Consider the following 14,926-nt stretch of genomic DNA (forward strand, 5'->3'; position numbering starts at 1 on the left):
AGTGGGTCCTTAGCCCTTGCCGGATAAGTAGAACGTGTTCTAGGTTTCGGCCATGAGCAACCGCGTCGTCGTCGTCACCGGAGCCGCCTCCGGCATCGGGTTCGCCACCGCCGAGAGGTTCCGCGACCTCGGCGACACCGTCCTGGCCCTCGACATCGCCACGAGCGTGCCCGAGGGCGTCACCTTCGTGAAGTGCGACGTGGGCGACAAGGCCGCCGTGGACGCCGCGATCGCCACCTGCGTGGCCGAGGCCGGGCGCATCGACGTGCTGGCCAACGTCGCCGGCATCGTGCAGTTCGGCCGCTTCGAGAGCGTCACCGAGGAGCTCTTCGACCGCGTCCACGCCGTCGACGTCAAGGGCCCCTTCTTCCTCGTCCAGGCCGCCCTGCCGCACCTGCGCGCCAGCCGCGGCTGCGTCGTCAACGTCTCCTCGGTGGCCGGGCGCGTCCCGCAGCCCTACTCGGCGGCGTACTCGGCCGCCAAGGGCGGGCTGACCCAGCTGACCAAGGCCCTGGCCCTCGAGCTCTCGCCCGACGGCATCCGCGTCAACGCGGTCTGCCCCGGCACCGTCGACACCCCGCTGGTGGCCAAGGTCGCAGAGACCTACCCCGACGACCTCGACCCGCGCGTCTCCGACCGGCTGCTGGCGATGCTGCCCGGCGCGGCGTCGTCGCCCGCCGAGATCGCGGCGACCATCGCCTACCTCGCCTCCGCCGAGGCGCGGATGATCACCGGCGCGATCGTGGCCCACGACGGCGGCATGGGCTGAGCCCCACCCGGGCCGCGCGCCGCCGGGCCTGGCTAGGCTGGGCGCCCCCGCCGGTGTAGCTCAGTTGGCAGAGCACCTCTCTTGTAAAGAGGATGTCGCAGGTTCGACCCCTGTCACCGGCTCGTGAGCGACCACCCCGTCCCGTACGGCGTGCTGGTCCTGGCCGCCACCCCCATCGGCCAGCCCGGCGACGCGCCGCCGCGCCTGGCGGCCGAGCTGTCCGGCGCCGACGTGGTCGCCGCCGAGGACACCCGGCGGCTGCGGCGCCTGACCACCGACCTCGGCATCGAGCTCGGCGGGCGCGTCGTCTCCTACTTCGAGGGCAACGAGCAGGCGCGCACGCCCACGCTGCTCGAGGCGCTGCTGGCCGGCGAGCGGGTGGTGCTGGTGACCGACGCCGGGATGCCGAGCGTCTCCGACCCGGGCTACCGCCTGGTGGCCGCGGCCGTCGAGGCCGGGGTGCGGGTCACCTCGGTGCCCGGGCCGAGCGCGGTGCTGACCGCGCTCGCGGTCAGCGGCCTGCCCGTCGACCGGTTCTGCTTCGAGGGGTTCCTGCCCCGCAAGGCCGGCGAGCGCTCGCGGCGCCTGGACTCCCTGGCCGCCGAGGAGCGGACCATGGTGTTCTTCGAGGCGCCGCACCGCACCGAGGCCGCGCTCGCCGCGATGGCGACCTCCTGGGGCGCCGACCGGGTGGCCGCGGTGTGCCGCGAGCTGACCAAGACCCACGAGGAGGTGCGGCGCGGCCCGCTGGGCGAGCTCGTCGACTGGGCCGCCGAGGGCGTGCGCGGCGAGGTGACGATCGTGGTCACCGGCGCCGCGCCCAGCGCCGCCCTCTCGACCGAGCCCCCCGCCCTCGTCGCCGCGGTCGCCGAGCGGGAGGATCGGGGCATGAGCCGCAAGGAAGCGATCGCCGAGGTGGCCCGGCTGGCCGGGGTGCCCAAGCGCGAGGTCTACCAGCTGGTGCACGTCCGGTGAGCGCCCACCTGCGGGAGCGGATCACCTCCTACACCCACGACGGCCTGGTCTTCGACGTCGTCGACGACGGCCCGCTCGACGGCGACGTGGTCGTGCTGCTGCACGGCTTCCCGGAGCGCGCCACCAGCTGGCAGCAGGTCGCGGCCCGGCTGCACGCCCACGGCTTCCGCACCCTCGCGCCCGACCAGCGCGGCTACTCGCCCGGCGCGCGGCCCCCGCGCCGCCGTGACCACCGCCTCGCGCTGCTCACCGCCGACGTCGCCGCCCTCGTCGAGCGGGTCGGCGGGCCGGTGCACCTGGTCGGCCACGACTGGGGCGCGATCGTGGCCTGGTCGCTGGCCCAGACCCGCCCCGAGCTGCTGCGCACCCTGACCGCCTTCTCGGTGCCGCACCCCGGCGCCTTCGCCCGCTCGATGCGCGGCCTGCGGCAGCCGCTGCGCTCCTGGTACGTCGGGGTCTTCCAGGTCCGCGGCCTGGCCGAGCGGGTGCTGGCCCGCCCCGGCCTCGCCGAGCGCGTCCTGCGCCGCGGCGGGATGACGGCCGAGGACGTCGAGGCGTTCCGCACCGGCATCGTCGAGCACGGGGCGCTGCGCGGCGGCCTGATGTGGTACCGCGCCCTGGGCCTGCTCGACCGCGACCAGGTGCCGCGCCACGTCACCGTGCCGACCACGATGGTCTGGTCCGACGGCGACTCCTTCCTCGACCGCAGCGGCGTCGAGGCCACCGAGCGCTACGTCGACGCCTCCTACGAGCTCGTCGTGCTCAGCGGCGTCACCCACTGGATCCCCACCCAGGCCCCCGACGCGGCCGCCGAGGCGGTCCTCGAGCGGATCAGCGGTACGTGAGCCCCGCGCCGCACCCCGAGCGGCCGCCGCGCGCGGACCTGCCGCCGGTCCCCGAGCCGCTGCCGCACCCGGTGGTCGACAACCACTGCCACCTCGACATGGGACGCGGCGACGAGCCCGCGCTCCCGGTCGAGGAGGCCCTGGCCGCGGCCGCCGCGGTCGGCGTCGCCCGCGTCGTGCAGATCGGCTGCGACCTGCCCGGCGCCCGCTGGGCGGTCGAGGCGGCGGCGTCGTACGACGCCCTGGTCGCCGGCGTGGCGCTGCACCCCAACGAGGCGCCGCGCCTGGCCGCCGCGGGGCTGCTGGAGGAGGCGCTGGCCGAGATCGAGCAGCTCGCGGGCGCGCACGCCGACGTGCGCGCGGTGGGGGAGACCGGCCTCGACCACTTCCGCACCGGCGAGGAGGGGCGCGCCGCGCAGGAGGAGTCCTTCCGGCGCCACGTCGACATCGCCAAGCGGCTCGACAAGACGCTGGTCATCCACGACCGCGACGCCCACGACGACGTGTTGCGGGTGCTCGACGAGGAGGGTGCGCCCGAGCGCTGGGTGATGCACTGCTTCTCCGGCGACGCCGTCTTCGCGCGCCGCTGCCTCGACCGCGGCGCGCACCTGTCCTTCGCGGGCACCGTGACCTTCAAGAACGCCGACCCGCTGCGCGAGGCGCTGGCGCTGGTGCCGGGCGACCGGCTGCTCGTCGAGACCGACGCGCCGTACCTGACCCCGCACCCGCACCGGGGGCGCACCAACGCCTCCTACCTGGTGCCGCTGACCGTGCGGACCATGGCCGAGGTGCGCGGCGAGGACCTCGAGCGGCTGTGCGCCGGCATCGACGCGGCCACCGAGGCCGCGTTCGGCGGCACCTGGGGCGCCGGCCGGTAAAGACCACCCGGAGTCGACCTGAGCGTCCGTCGGCCCCCGGAAACCCGGCCTGACCTGCACGGACGGCCGGTGAGGAGGGGTGGTCACGGGAGCGAGAGCCTGCTCACGTCGTGGGCCGAGGACTTGGCCCAGGCAGCGACCTCTGGTGTGGTGGAGCACTGACAGCCGGGATCGCCGTGGTCCCGCCGGTGCCGCTGGTGGCCCCTGAGTCTCGCCGCCCAGCACACCCGTCACTCCAGCACCACGAGCGTAGAGGTGCTGTGCCGACGGGTCGCCGGTGGGGGTCGAGACCCGGACAGCTCGACCTTGGAGAACTGTGCGACGTATCAGCAGCCTTGCCTCGACCGTGGCCCGCAGCCGCGCCTGGATGGTCTCGTTGACCGCCGTGGTGGTGCTCGCCGTGGCCGGCACCACCTTCGGCTACACCGCGATGGCCGACACCGTCACCCTGACCGTCGACGGTGAGGAGCGCGAGATCAGCGCCCGTGCCGCGACCGTGGGCGACGTCCTGGCCGACGAGGGCATCGAGCTCGGCGAGCACGACCAGGTCGCGCCCGCGCTGACCGACCCGATCTCCGAGGGCAGCGAGATCAGCGTGCGCTACGGCCGCCCGCTCGAGCTGACCGTCGACGGCGAGACCGAGACCCACTGGGTCACCGCCACCGACGTCGACTCCGCGCTGGAGCAGATCGGCCGCGGCTTCGACGGCGCCGAGCTGTCGCTGAGCCGCGGTGGCGACCTCGACCGCTCCGGCGCGTCGCTGGAGGTCGTGACCGCCAAGAAGCTCACGCTGGTCATCGCCGGCAAGAAGCCGGTCAAGCGGACCCTGGCCGCCGCCACCGTCGAGGACGCCCTCGACGAGCTCGGCGTCGAGGTCGACAAGCTCGACGAGGCCAAGCCCGGCTTCGGCAAGCGCGTCGAGGACGGCGACAAGATCGTCTTCACCAACGTCGAGAAGGCCACCCGCAAGGTCACCGAGTCCATCGCCTTCGGCACCGTCGAGCGCACCGACTCCTCGATGTTCGAGGACGAGGAGGACGTGGTCCGCGAGGGCCGGGCCGGCGCGCGCAACGCGACGTACAAGGTCACCCTGCGCAACGGCGAGGTCGTGGGCCGCAAGCTGCTCAAGGCCACCGTGACCCGTGAGGCCGTCGACCGCATCCTCGCGATCGGCACCAAGGAGCGCCCCTCGACCCCGGCGCCGGCAGCCAACTTCGCCTCCGGCAGCTCGGTGTGGGACAGCCTCGCCCAGTGCGAGTCGGGCGGCAACTGGGCCATCAACACCGGCAACGGCTACTACGGCGGCCTGCAGTTCAACCTGCAGACCTGGCGCGCGTACGGCGGTGCGGGCTACCCGCACACCAGCAGCCGCGAGACCCAGATCGCCGTCGCCACGCGCCTGCGTGACGCCCGCGGCGGGTACGGCGCCTGGCCGTCCTGCTCGGCCAAGCTGGGCCTGCCCCGCTGACGAGGGCGGCGCCCACCTACGCTGGGCCCCATGACTGACACCTCCGCCGGCCCGAGACTCCTCGGGTCGGCGGAGGTGCGTCTGCTCGCGGCCGAGCTCGACCTGCGCCCCACCAAGCAGCGCGGCCAGAACTTCGTCATCGACCCCAACACCGTGCGCCGCATCGTGCGCGAGTCGGGCGTCACCGAGCGCGACGTCGTCGTCGAGGTCGGCCCCGGGCTCGGCTCGCTGACCCTGGCGCTGCTCGAGGTCGCCGGGCGGGTGGTGGCCATCGAGCTCGACGAGCTGCTCGCGGGCCGGCTGCCGCGGACCATCGCCGAGCACGCGCCGGCCCAGGCCGACCGCTTCGAGGTGGTCCTCGGCGATGCGATGCGCATCCGCGAGGTGCCCGGTCCCGCGCCCACCGCGCTGGTGGCCAACCTGCCCTACAACGTCTCGGTGCCGGTGCTGCTGCACCTGCTGGCGCTGCTGCCCTCGCTGGAGCGCGGGCTGGTGATGGTGCAGAGCGAGGTCGCGGACCGGCTCGCGGCCCGCCCCGGCTCCAAGGTGTACGGCGTCCCGTCGGTCAAGGCCGCCTGGTACGCCGACGTGCGCCGCGCCGGCGCGATCGGGCGCAACGTCTTCTGGCCGGCCCCCAACGTCGACTCCGGCCTGGTGGCCTGGACCCGCCGCGAGCCGCCGCAGACGACCGCCACCCGCCAGCAGGTCTTCGCCGTCGTCGACGCCGCCTTCTCCCAGCGCCGCAAGGCGCTGCGCGGGGTGCTGCGCGCGCTGGCGCCGGCCGCCGAGGTCGACGCCGCGCTGGAGCAGGCGGGGGTCTCCCCGCTGGCCCGCGGCGAGACGCTGACCATCGAGGACTACGTCCGCATCGCCGAGGCGCTGCCGGTCGAGGCCACCCGCGACCCCCAGGAGAGCGCTGGATGAGCACCACCGTCCGGGCCCCCGCCAAGATCAACCTGCACCTCGGCGTCGGCCCCCTGGGCGAGGACGGCTTCCACCCCCTCGCCACCCTCTACCAGGCCGTCGGCCTCTACGACGACGTCACCGTCAGCGACCAGCTCGAGTGGTCGGTGCACCTGCGCGGCGACGGCCGCATCGACCTCGACGAGGTGCCCGCCGACGACCGCAACATCGCGCTGCGCGCGGGGCGGGCGCTGGTGGCCCACCACGGGCTCGAGCGCGCCGCCAAGGTCGAGATCCGCAAGGGCATCCCGGTGGCCGGCGGGATGGCCGGCGGCTCCGCCGACGCCGCGGCCACCCTGGTGGCCCTCGACCGGCTCTGGGACCTCCAGACCCCCGACGACGACCTGCTGCGCCTGGCCGCCGGCCTGGGCAGCGACGTGCCGTTCGCGCTGCTGGGCGGCACCGCCATCGGCAGCGGCCACGGCGAGCTGGTCACCCCGGTCGTCGACCACGGCTCGTGGTGGTGGGTGGTCGTCGAGAACGACACCGGCCTGGCCACCCCCGACGTCTACCGCGCCTTCGACGAGCTGCACGCCGGCGCGCTGCTGCCGACCCCCCAGATCCCTCCCGCCCTCCACGACGCGCTGCTCACCGGCGACGTCGAGCAGCTCGCCCGGCTGCTGCGCAACGACCTCCAGGAGCCCGCCTTGCGACTGCGACCCGACCTCGCCGCCACCTTCGACGACGCCCTGGCCGCCGGGGCGCACGCCGCCCTGCTCTCCGGCTCGGGCCCCAGCGTGCTGCTGCTGTGCGGCGACCGGGCGCAGGCCGAGGCGGTCGACGCCGACCTCGCCGGGCGCGGCCACGGCCGTACGTCGGTGGTGCCGGCGCCGGTCGCCGGCGCGCACGTGGTGGAGTACGTCTGATGGCCGCCGCCAACCTCGTCAACCTCGAGAAGGTCTCCAAGTCCTACGGCGTGCGCCCGCTGCTGACCGAGGTCTCCCTCGGCATCGGCGAGGGCATGCGCATCGGCATCGTGGGCCGCAACGGCGACGGCAAGACCACGCTGCTCGAGGTGCTGACCGGCATCGAGAAGCCCGACTCGGGCCGGGTCTCGATGACCCGCGGGCTGCACGTGGGCTACCTGCACCAGGGCGACGAGCTGGTCGACACCCACACCGTGCGCGAGGCCGTGCTGGGCGGCATGGAGGACCACGAGTGGGCGGCCGACCCGCGCACCCGCGAGGTCGTCGAGGAGCTGCTGGCCGGGGTCGCCCTCGACCGCGCCGTGACCGGCCTGTCGGGCGGCGAGCGGCGACGCTGCTCGCTGGCCGCGCTGCTGCTCGGCGAGCACGACCTGATCATCCTCGACGAGCCGACCAACCACCTCGACGTCGAGGCGGTGGCCTGGCTGGCCGCCCACCTGGTCAAGCGGTCCTCGGCGATGGTCGTGGTCACCCACGACCGGTGGTTCCTCGACGCGGTGTGCCAGTGGACCTGGGAGGTCCACGACGGGGTGGTCGACGCCTACGAGGGCGGGTACGCCGCGCACGTGCTGGCCAAGGCCGAGCGCACCCGCCAGGCCAGCGCCTCCGAGGCGCGACGCGTCAACCTGGCCAAGAAAGAGTTGGCCTGGCTGCGCCGCGGCGCCCCGGCGCGCACCTCGAAGCCGAAGTTCCGCATCGAGGCCGCCAACGCGCTGATCGAGGACGTCCCGCCGCCGCGCGACCGCCTCGAGCTGCAGAAGTTCGCCACCCAGCGCCTGGGCAAGCAGGTCATCGACGTCGAGCACGTCGACCTCCAGCGCGGCGAGCGCACGCTGCTCACCGACGCCACCTGGCGCCTGGGCCCGGGCGACCGGGTCGGCCTGGTCGGGGTGAACGGCGCCGGCAAGACCTCGGTGCTCTCGCTGCTCTCCGGCGACCTGGCCCCCACCGCCGGCAGGGTCAAGCACGGACGCACCATCGCGATGCGCCACCTGACCCAGCAGCTCGACGACCTCGACCCCGACGCCCGGGTGCTGCCGATGGTGGAGTCCTACCGCCGGGTCGTGAAGACCGACGGCGGCGAGATCAGCGCCACCTCGATGCTCGAGCGCTTCGGGTTCACCGGCGACAAGCTCACCGCCCGCATCGGCGAGCTCTCCGGTGGCGAGCGGCGCCGCTTCCAGCTGCTGATGCTGCTGCTGGAGGAGCCCAACGTGCTGCTCCTCGACGAGCCCACCAACGACCTCGACATCGACACCCTGCAGGTGCTCGAGGACTTCCTCGACGCCTGGCCCGGGACCCTGGTCGTGGTCTCCCACGACCGGTACTTCCTCGAGCGGGTGACCGACTCGGTGTGGGCGCTGCTCGGCGACGGCCAGATCTCGATGCTGCCCCGTGGCGTCGACGAGTACCTCGAGCGCCGGGCCCAGGGCGCGGCGACCGCCCAGTCGTCGGCCCAGTCGTCGGCCCAGTCGTCGGGCCAGTCGGCCGCGGGTGGCGGCGACGTACCGGTCTCCAAGCGGGCCAAGGCCGGTTCGGCCGAGGAGCGCGCGGCCCGCAAGGCCGTGACCCGCATCGAGAAGTCGCTCAAGCGCCTCGACGCCCGCGAGGCCGAGCTCAACGAGCAGGTCCTCGAGCACGCCCAGGACCACGCCAAGGTCGCCGCCATCGGCGCCGAGCTCAGCGCGCTGGCCGCCGAGAAGGACGAGCTCGAGGGGGAGTGGCTCGAGGCCTCCGAGCTGCTGGAGTAGCCCTCAGCTGAAGGGCTTGAGCAGGGTCCGCAGCAGGTCGCCGAGGCGCTCGCGGTCGGGGTCGGGCAGGTCAGCCAGGAAGCCGCGCTCGGCCTCGAGCAGCGCGGTGAAGGCGCTGTCGACGGCACTCTTGCCCTCGGGCGTCAGGCGGACCTTCACCCCGCGCCGGTCGGCGGGGTCGGGCAGCCGCTCGACCAGGCCGCGGGCCACGAGCCGGTCGACGCGGTTGGTCATGGTCCCGCTGGTCACCAGGGTCTCGCGCAGCAGGCGGCCGGGGGAGAGCTCGTACGGCGTGCCGGCGCGGCGCAGCGCGGCCAGCACGTCGAACTCCCACGACTCGATGCCCTCGGCGCTGAAGGCCGCGCGCCGGGCCAGGTCGAGGTGGCGCGAGAGCCGGCTGATCCGGCTGAACACCTCGACGGGCCCCAGGTCGAGGTCCGAGCGCTCGCGCGCCCACGCCTCCACCAGCTCGTCGACCTCGTCCCGCATGCGCCCAGGGTACGCCCTGTCGAGATTCTCGACATCAAGAGACCTGCTGCGGGGCGCGAGCCGGGTCGTGGTCCGGGTCGTGGCCTGGGTCGTGGTCCGGGTCGTGTGCCTGAGGACGCGCCTGGGCGCGGTCACGAACCACGACCCGGACCACGACGGAGACCGCGACCCGGACCACGACCCACATGCGCGAGTCGTTCCAAGTCTCTTGACGTCAAGATATTTCTGCAGCAGGATGGAAGTATCTTGACATCAAGAGACTTGGAGCAGGCATGAGTCACACCTGGGACCCGCAGCGCTACCTGACGTACGCCGACGAGCGCGGCCGGCCGTTCGTCGAGCTGCTGGCGCGGGTGCGGGCCGAGGGCCCGCGCACCGTCGTCGACCTGGGCTGCGGGCCGGGCAACCTGACCGCGCTGCTGGCCCGGCGCTGGCCGGGGGTGAGGATCACCGGCCTGGACTCGAGCGCGGAGATGGTCGAGGCCGCGACCCGCGAGGTCGAGGGGGTGCGCTTCGAGCGCCGCGACCTGCGGGAGTGGCTCGAGGCCGGGGGTGAACCCGTCGACGTGCTGGTCAGCAACGCGACCCTGCAGTGGGTGCCGGGCCACCTCGACCTGCTGCCGGCGATGCTGGCGCGGGTGGCCCCCGGCGGCTGGCTGGCGCTGCAGGTGCCGGGCAACGTCGGGGAGCCCAGCCACACGCTGCGCACCGAGCTCGCCGCGCAGGCGCCGTACGCCGAGCACACGCGCGGCGCGGCGGTCCCCGCCAGCCACGACCCGGCGACGTACCTCGACGCGCTGGCGCGGCTGGGGGCCGAGGTCGACGCCTGGGAGACCACCTACCTGCACGTGCTCACCGGCGAGGATCCGGTCTTCACCTGGGTCAGTGGCACCGGCGCCCGCCCGACCCTGCAGTCGCTGCCCGACGACCTGCGACCCGGCTTCGAGGACGAGCTGCGCCGGCGGCTGCGCGAGGCCTACCCGCCCGGTCCGGCCGGCGTCGTGCTGCCGTTCCGCCGCGTCTTCGTGGTGGCGCACAAGCCGGGGGCGGTGGCGTGATGCGGCTGCACCACGTGCAGGTCTCCTGCCCGCGTGACGGCGAGGACGCCGCCCGGCGCTTCTGGAGCGACGGGCTGGGGCTGGTCGAGGTCGAGAAGCCGCCGGCGCTGCGGGCTCGCGGCGGCGCCTGGTTCCGCGCGTACGACGGCGGTGCCGGCGGGGGCGCGGTGGTCGCCGAGGTGCACGTCGGCGTCGAGGAGCCGTTCGTGCCCGCCCGCAAGGCGCACCCGGCCCTGCTGCTCGACTCGGTGGCCGAGCTCGACGCGGTGGCTGCGCGGCTCGAGGCGCTGGGGTTCGAGGTCGACCTGGGGGAGCGGCACACCTTCGACGGCCACGAGCGTGCGCACGTGCGCGACGCCCACGGCAACCGGGTGGAGCTGCTCGCGGTGGCGTAACCCGGTCGGACCTGCGGCGTTGAGACCACGACGCCCCCGGACCGGGGGTGCGCCAGCCAGAGGGGCCTGCCGATGAACGCGACCGCCAGCCTGTCCGTGGAGACCGTCGACACCCCGGCCGGGAGTGGCCTCGAGCCGGTGCCCGATGCCGCCCCCGCCCCCTCGGTCGACATGACCGCGGTCAAGAACCGCGTCAAGCGCGCCCAGGGCCAGCTCGGCGGGGTGCTGCGGATGCTCGAGGAGGCGCGCGACGTCTCCGACGTCGTGGTGCAGCTCAAGGCCGTCTCTCGCGCCCTGGACCGGGCCGGCTTCGCCATCATCTCCGCCGACCTGCGCCGCCAGGTCGCCGAGGGCGAGACGCTGCAGCCCGAGGACCTCGACCGCCTCGAGCGCTGGTTCCTCTCCCTGGCCTGAGTCGGCCCCGGCATGAGTCCCCGGTCGACCGGGGACTCATGCACTTGTCAGGGGTTGCAACCCCTGACGAGTGAGCGACTCGCCCGTCCGGCCCTGCCGGCGTGGGCAAGTTACTGGGCGGTAATGTGGCGGCCATGACTCCCGTCCTCGCCCTGTGGCAGCGCGCCACCTCCCTGCCCGTCGTCGGCTCCACCGTGGGGGCGCGCGTCTTCAGCGCCGTCTTCGCCCAGAAGGCGCCGTACTTCGCCACGATCAGGCCGCGCTTCACCGTCATCGAGGCCAACCACGCCGAGCTGGTGCTGCCCAAGCGTCGCCGGGTGCACAACCACATCGGCACCGTGCACGCCATCGCGCTGTGCAACGGCCTCGAGGCCGTGATGGGGGCGCTGGCCGAGGCGAGCGTGCCGGCCGACAGGCGCTGGATCCCCAAGGGGATGGACGTGGCCTACACCGCCAAGGCCACCAGCGACATCACCTGCATCGCCGAGACCGACCCCGAGCAGTGGACCTCCGACGACCCCGACCTCGCGGTGCGGGTGCGCGGGGTGCGCGACGACGGCACCGTCGTGGTCGAGGGCGTCATCCGGCTCTGGGTGACCCCCAGGGCCTGAGCCGTACGCCGCCGCCGGCCGCGCCGGGGCTCAGGCGCCCTGGCCGGCCGGGACCGCCTCGGCGCCGTCGCCGGCCGACGAGCCGCTGGCCCGTCCCATGCGCCGCTCGACGTACTCGGCGAGCTTGCCCAGGCCGTAGTTGATGACGATGAAGATGGTCGCGATGATCAGCAGCGACTGGATCGGGTTGTCGAGGGTCTGCGCGATCAGGTTGCCGCGGCGCAGCAGCTCGAGGTAGCCCAGGCCGACCACCGCGGCCAGCGAGGTGTCCTTGAGGACGACCACCAGCTGGCTGATCAGGGCCGGGAGCATGACCCGGAAGGCCTGCGGCAGCAGGACCGTGCGCATCGCCTGGCCGTTGGTCAGGCCGACCGCCAGGGCCGCCTCGCGCTGCCCGCTGGGCAGCGACCCGACGCCGGCGCGCAGGATCTCGGCGATGATCACCGAGTTGTAGAGGGTCAGGCCGATGACCAGGTACCACAGCGCCGACTCGCCGGGCAGGCTCGAGACGTCGATGCCGAGCTCGACCATCGCACGCCACACGAAGACGATCGTCACGACCACCGGCAGCCCGCGGAACAGCTCGATCCAGGCCACGACCGGCACCCGCAGCACGCGGCCCAGCATCATCCGGGCCACGCCGAGCAGGACGCCGACCACCAGCGAGAACGCGATCGCGAGCACCGCTGCCACCAGCGTGGCCGACAGGCCCCTGCCGACCAGCTCCCAGACCTGGCTGAACCGGTCGTCGGAGGGGTTGAACCAGGGGCTCCACAGCTCGGAGTCGAACTGGCCGCGGTCGGCCAGGCGCAGGACCACGAGAACGGCCAGGCCGAGGAAGACGAGGACCGCGACGGCGGTGCCGATGCGGGCGCGGCGTACGGCGCGGGGGCCGGGGGCGTCGTAGAGGACCGAGGTCTGGCTCATCGCGCGATCGCCACCTTCCGCTCGATGACCGCCAGCAGGGCGCCGGCGCTCAGGGTGATGACGAGGTAGCCGACCGCGACCCCGGTCAGGACCGGGATGTAGGCGAAGCCGCGGGCGCTGGTCAGGGTCTGCCCGACCTGCCACAGGTCGCCGCCGACGCCGAAGGCGCCGACGACCGCGGAGTTCTTGAACATCGCGATCTGCACGCTGCCCAGCGGCGGCACCGTGGCGCGCAGCGCCTGCGGCAGGACCACCTGGGTCAGGGTCTGGGTGAAGGGCAGGCCGATGGCCCGGGCCGCCTCGGCCTGGCCGGCCGAGACGGAGTTGATGCCCGAGCGGATCGCCTCGCACACGAACGCGGAGGTGTAGATGATCAGGCTCAGCACACCGAACCAGTAGAAGTCGATGTTGATGCCGAGCTCGGGCAGGCCGAAGGCCATGAAGAACAGCACGATGGTCAGCGGGCAGTTGCGGATCACGGTGACCCACGCGGAGCCGAAGGCCCGCAGGGAGGCGACGGGGGAGACCCGGAACGCGGCGATCAGGGTGCCGAGCAGCAGCGAGCCCACGAGGCTCCAGCCGATGATGCCCAGCGAGCGCCAGAACCCGCTCCAGTAGAGGTCCAGGTTGTTGAACACCGGATCCACGGTGGTTCCTCTCGGTGAGCCGGTGGGGGCGCGGGCCGCGCGCCCCCACCGGTCAGGGGTGAGTCAGACGGCTCAGGCGCAGGGAGCCGGCTCGGGCAGCTCGGGGGTCTCGGTGCCCTCGACCTGGCCCGCGGTGGCCTCCCAGGCCGCCACGTAGGCGTCCTCGTTGTCGGCGAGCGTCTCGTTGATGAACTCGCAGAACTCGACGTCACCCTTCTCGATGCCGATGCCGTAGGGCTCCTCGGTGAACTGCTCGCCGACGAGCTTGAACTCGCCGTCGCTCTCGTCGACGAAGCCGAGCAGGATCACGTTGTCGGTGGTGACGATGTCGACCTGGCCGTTGCCCAGGGCGTCGGCGCACTTGTCGTAGATGTCGAAGAGGACCAGCTGGTCGTCGGAGGCCAGGTACTCGCGGATCTGCTCCGAGGGCGTCGAGCCGGTGACCGAGCAGACCTTCATGTCGGGGTTGTCGGCGATGTCCTCGGGCCCGTTGAGCGAGTCGTTGTCGGCGTTGACCATCAGCTGCTGGCCGGCCTCGTAGTACGGCCCGGCGAAGGTGATGCGCTCGGCGCGCTCCTCGTTGATCGTGTACGTCGCCACGACCATGTCGACGTCGCCGTCCTCGATGACCTGCTCGCGGATGTCGGAGGAGGCCTGCTTCCACTCGATGTCCTCGGGGGCGATGCCCATCGCGCCGGCGATGATCTTGGCGACCTCGACGTCGAAGCCCTCGGGGGTGTCCTCGAGGCCCAGGAGACCGAAGCCGGGCTGGTCGAACTTGGTGCCGACGGTCATCGAGCCGGCCTCGGCGAGCTCGGCCATGGTGGTGCCGGCGTCGAACTCAACGTCGGAGGCCACCTCGGGCTCGGGGGCGCTCTCGTCGTCGCCACAGGCGGCGAGGGACCCGGCCAGGACGACGCCCGCGAAGGCTGCCGTGAACTTGGTCAGACGCATCGTTCATTCTCCTTTGTCGGCGGAACTGAGTGGTGCTGAGTGGAACTGGGTGGTGCTGGGTGGTGCGGGTCAGTGCTTGAGGATCTTGCTCAGGAAGTCCTGGGCGCGCTCGCTCTGCGGGTTGGTGAAGAACTCCTCGGGGGTGTTCTCCTCCACGATCGCGCCGTCGGCCATGAAGACGACCCGGTCGGCGGCGGTGCGCGCGAAGCCCATCTCGTGGGTGACCACGACCATGGTCATGCCCTGCTCGGCGAGGTCGACCATGACGTCGAGGACCTCCTTGATCATCTCGGGGTCCAGCGCCGAGGTGGGCTCGTCGAAGAGCATCACCTTGGGGTCCATGGCCAGGGCGCGGGCGATCGCGACGCGCTGCTGCTGGCCGCCCGAGAGCTGGGCGGGGTACTTCTTGGCCTGGTGGGCGATGCCGACCCGGTCGAGCAGCTCCATCGCGCGCTTGTCGGCGTCGGCCTTCTTGTGCCCGCGCACCTTGATCGGCCCGAGGGTGACGTTCTCGAGGATCGTCTTGTGGGCGAAGAGGTTGAAGGACTGGAAGACCATCCCGACCTCGGCGCGCAGCGCGGCGAGCTGCTTGCCCTCCGCGGGCAGCGGCTGGCCGTCGAGCGAGATCTGCCCCTTGTCGATGGTCTCGAGGCGGTTGATGGCGCGGCACAGCGTCGACTTGCCCGAGCCCGAGGGGCCGATGACCACGACGACCTCGCCGCGCGCGACGCTCAGGTGGATGTCCTGCAGCACGTGCAGGTCACCGAACCACTTGTCGACGTGGTCGAGCACGACCAGCGGTTCTCCCCTGGCAGCGGTGGGGCTCGACGAGGTCTGCTCAGCCGTCATACCGACT

General features: G+C 73.1%; 17 protein-coding genes and 1 tRNA gene. 13 read left to right on the forward strand and 5 right to left on the reverse strand.

All coding sequences use genetic code 11. From position 1 onward, the window contains the following. Positions 1–52: 52 nt before the first annotated feature. The 9 genes from H0S66_RS10990 to H0S66_RS11025 all read left to right on the forward strand — a co-directional run bounded on the left by H0S66_RS10990 (position 53) and on the right by H0S66_RS11025 (position 8,575). Complete coding sequence (locus tag H0S66_RS10990) at positions 53–769, forward strand: SDR family NAD(P)-dependent oxidoreductase (RefSeq protein ID WP_179615427.1); 717 nt, start codon at positions 53–55, stop codon at positions 767–769. A 49-nt stretch (positions 770–818) separates the two neighbouring features. Further along, a tRNA-Thr gene (locus H0S66_RS10995) sits at positions 819–891 on the forward strand. A 1-nt stretch (position 892) separates the two neighbouring features. Continuing rightward, the gene (rsmI, locus tag H0S66_RS20090) at positions 893–1,744 is read left to right on the forward strand and encodes a 16S rRNA (cytidine(1402)-2'-O)-methyltransferase (RefSeq protein ID WP_258016865.1); all 852 of its coding nucleotides are present in this window, start codon (positions 893–895) and stop codon (positions 1,742–1,744) included. Beyond that, positions 1,741–2,589: an alpha/beta fold hydrolase gene (locus H0S66_RS20095; protein ID WP_219633559.1), complete on the forward strand. Its 849-nt coding sequence runs from the start codon at positions 1,741–1,743 to the stop codon at positions 2,587–2,589. The genes rsmI and H0S66_RS20095 overlap by 4 nt, the downstream gene beginning before the upstream one ends. After that, positions 2,586–3,467 (forward strand): TatD family hydrolase, encoded by an 882-nt coding sequence (locus H0S66_RS11005; protein WP_179615428.1) that lies wholly within the window; start codon positions 2,586–2,588, stop codon positions 3,465–3,467. The genes H0S66_RS20095 and H0S66_RS11005 overlap by 4 nt, the downstream gene beginning before the upstream one ends. A 346-nt stretch (positions 3,468–3,813) precedes the next feature. Then, positions 3,814–4,935: a resuscitation-promoting factor gene (locus tag H0S66_RS20770; protein WP_276529351.1), complete on the forward strand. Its 1,122-nt coding sequence runs from the start codon at positions 3,814–3,816 to the stop codon at positions 4,933–4,935. Positions 4,936–4,965: 30 nt separating this feature from the next. Beyond that, the gene (rsmA, locus tag H0S66_RS11015; protein WP_179615429.1) at positions 4,966–5,859 is read left to right on the forward strand and encodes a 16S rRNA (adenine(1518)-N(6)/adenine(1519)-N(6))-dimethyltransferase RsmA; all 894 of its coding nucleotides are present in this window, start codon (positions 4,966–4,968) and stop codon (positions 5,857–5,859) included. Continuing rightward, on the forward strand, positions 5,856–6,764 hold the full coding sequence (locus H0S66_RS11020) for a 4-(cytidine 5'-diphospho)-2-C-methyl-D-erythritol kinase (RefSeq protein ID WP_179615430.1): 909 nt from the start codon (positions 5,856–5,858) through the stop codon (positions 6,762–6,764). The genes rsmA and H0S66_RS11020 overlap by 4 nt, the downstream gene beginning before the upstream one ends. Next, positions 6,764–8,575, forward strand: coding sequence for an ABC-F family ATP-binding cassette domain-containing protein (locus tag H0S66_RS11025; protein WP_179615431.1), 1,812 nt, complete (start codon positions 6,764–6,766; stop codon positions 8,573–8,575). The genes H0S66_RS11020 and H0S66_RS11025 overlap by 1 nt, the downstream gene beginning before the upstream one ends. 3 nt (positions 8,576–8,578) lie before the next feature. On the opposite strand, the gene H0S66_RS11030 is transcribed toward H0S66_RS11025, so the two are convergent. Continuing rightward, positions 8,579–9,064 (reverse strand): MarR family winged helix-turn-helix transcriptional regulator, encoded by a 486-nt coding sequence (locus tag H0S66_RS11030; RefSeq protein WP_179615432.1) that lies wholly within the window; start codon positions 9,062–9,064, stop codon positions 8,579–8,581. A 272-nt stretch (positions 9,065–9,336) separates the two neighbouring features. Here H0S66_RS11030 and H0S66_RS11035 point away from each other — a divergent pair, with 272 nt between their 5' ends. The 4 genes from H0S66_RS11035 (at position 9,337) to H0S66_RS11050 (ending at position 11,542) form a co-directional block, all read left to right on the forward strand. Further along, positions 9,337–10,122, forward strand: a complete 786-nt coding sequence (locus H0S66_RS11035; RefSeq protein ID WP_179615433.1) for a methyltransferase domain-containing protein — start codon at positions 9,337–9,339, stop codon at positions 10,120–10,122. Continuing rightward, positions 10,122–10,517 (forward strand): VOC family protein, encoded by a 396-nt coding sequence (locus tag H0S66_RS11040; protein ID WP_179615434.1) that lies wholly within the window; start codon positions 10,122–10,124, stop codon positions 10,515–10,517. The genes H0S66_RS11035 and H0S66_RS11040 overlap by 1 nt, the downstream gene beginning before the upstream one ends. 72 nt (positions 10,518–10,589) lie before the next feature. Beyond that, complete coding sequence (locus H0S66_RS11045; protein ID WP_476739290.1) at positions 10,590–10,931, forward strand: metal-sensitive transcriptional regulator; 342 nt, start codon at positions 10,590–10,592, stop codon at positions 10,929–10,931. A 134-nt stretch (positions 10,932–11,065) separates the two neighbouring features. Continuing rightward, positions 11,066–11,542 (forward strand): hotdog fold domain-containing protein, encoded by a 477-nt coding sequence (locus tag H0S66_RS11050; RefSeq protein WP_179615435.1) that lies wholly within the window; start codon positions 11,066–11,068, stop codon positions 11,540–11,542. 30 nt (positions 11,543–11,572) lie between these two features. On the opposite strand, the gene H0S66_RS11055 is transcribed toward H0S66_RS11050, so the two are convergent. From H0S66_RS11055 to H0S66_RS11070, 4 genes are all read right to left on the reverse strand, one after another. Further along, complete coding sequence (locus tag H0S66_RS11055; protein ID WP_179615436.1) at positions 11,573–12,469, reverse strand: amino acid ABC transporter permease; 897 nt, start codon at positions 12,467–12,469, stop codon at positions 11,573–11,575. Then, on the reverse strand, positions 12,466–13,107 hold the full coding sequence (locus tag H0S66_RS11060; protein ID WP_258016866.1) for an amino acid ABC transporter permease: 642 nt from the start codon (positions 13,105–13,107) through the stop codon (positions 12,466–12,468). The genes H0S66_RS11055 and H0S66_RS11060 overlap by 4 nt, the downstream gene beginning before the upstream one ends. A gap of 81 nt (positions 13,108–13,188) precedes the next feature. Beyond that, a complete protein-coding gene (locus H0S66_RS11065; protein WP_179615438.1) occupies positions 13,189–14,070 on the reverse strand; it encodes a glutamate ABC transporter substrate-binding protein in 882 nt (293 codons plus the stop codon). A gap of 69 nt (positions 14,071–14,139) precedes the next feature. Next, complete coding sequence (locus H0S66_RS11070) at positions 14,140–14,919, reverse strand: amino acid ABC transporter ATP-binding protein (protein WP_370463657.1); 780 nt, start codon at positions 14,917–14,919, stop codon at positions 14,140–14,142. Positions 14,920–14,926: the final 7 nt, after the last annotated feature.

Source organism: Nocardioides marinisabuli, from assembly GCF_013466785.1.
Lineage (GTDB): Bacteria > Actinomycetota > Actinomycetes > Propionibacteriales > Nocardioidaceae > Nocardioides > Nocardioides marinisabuli.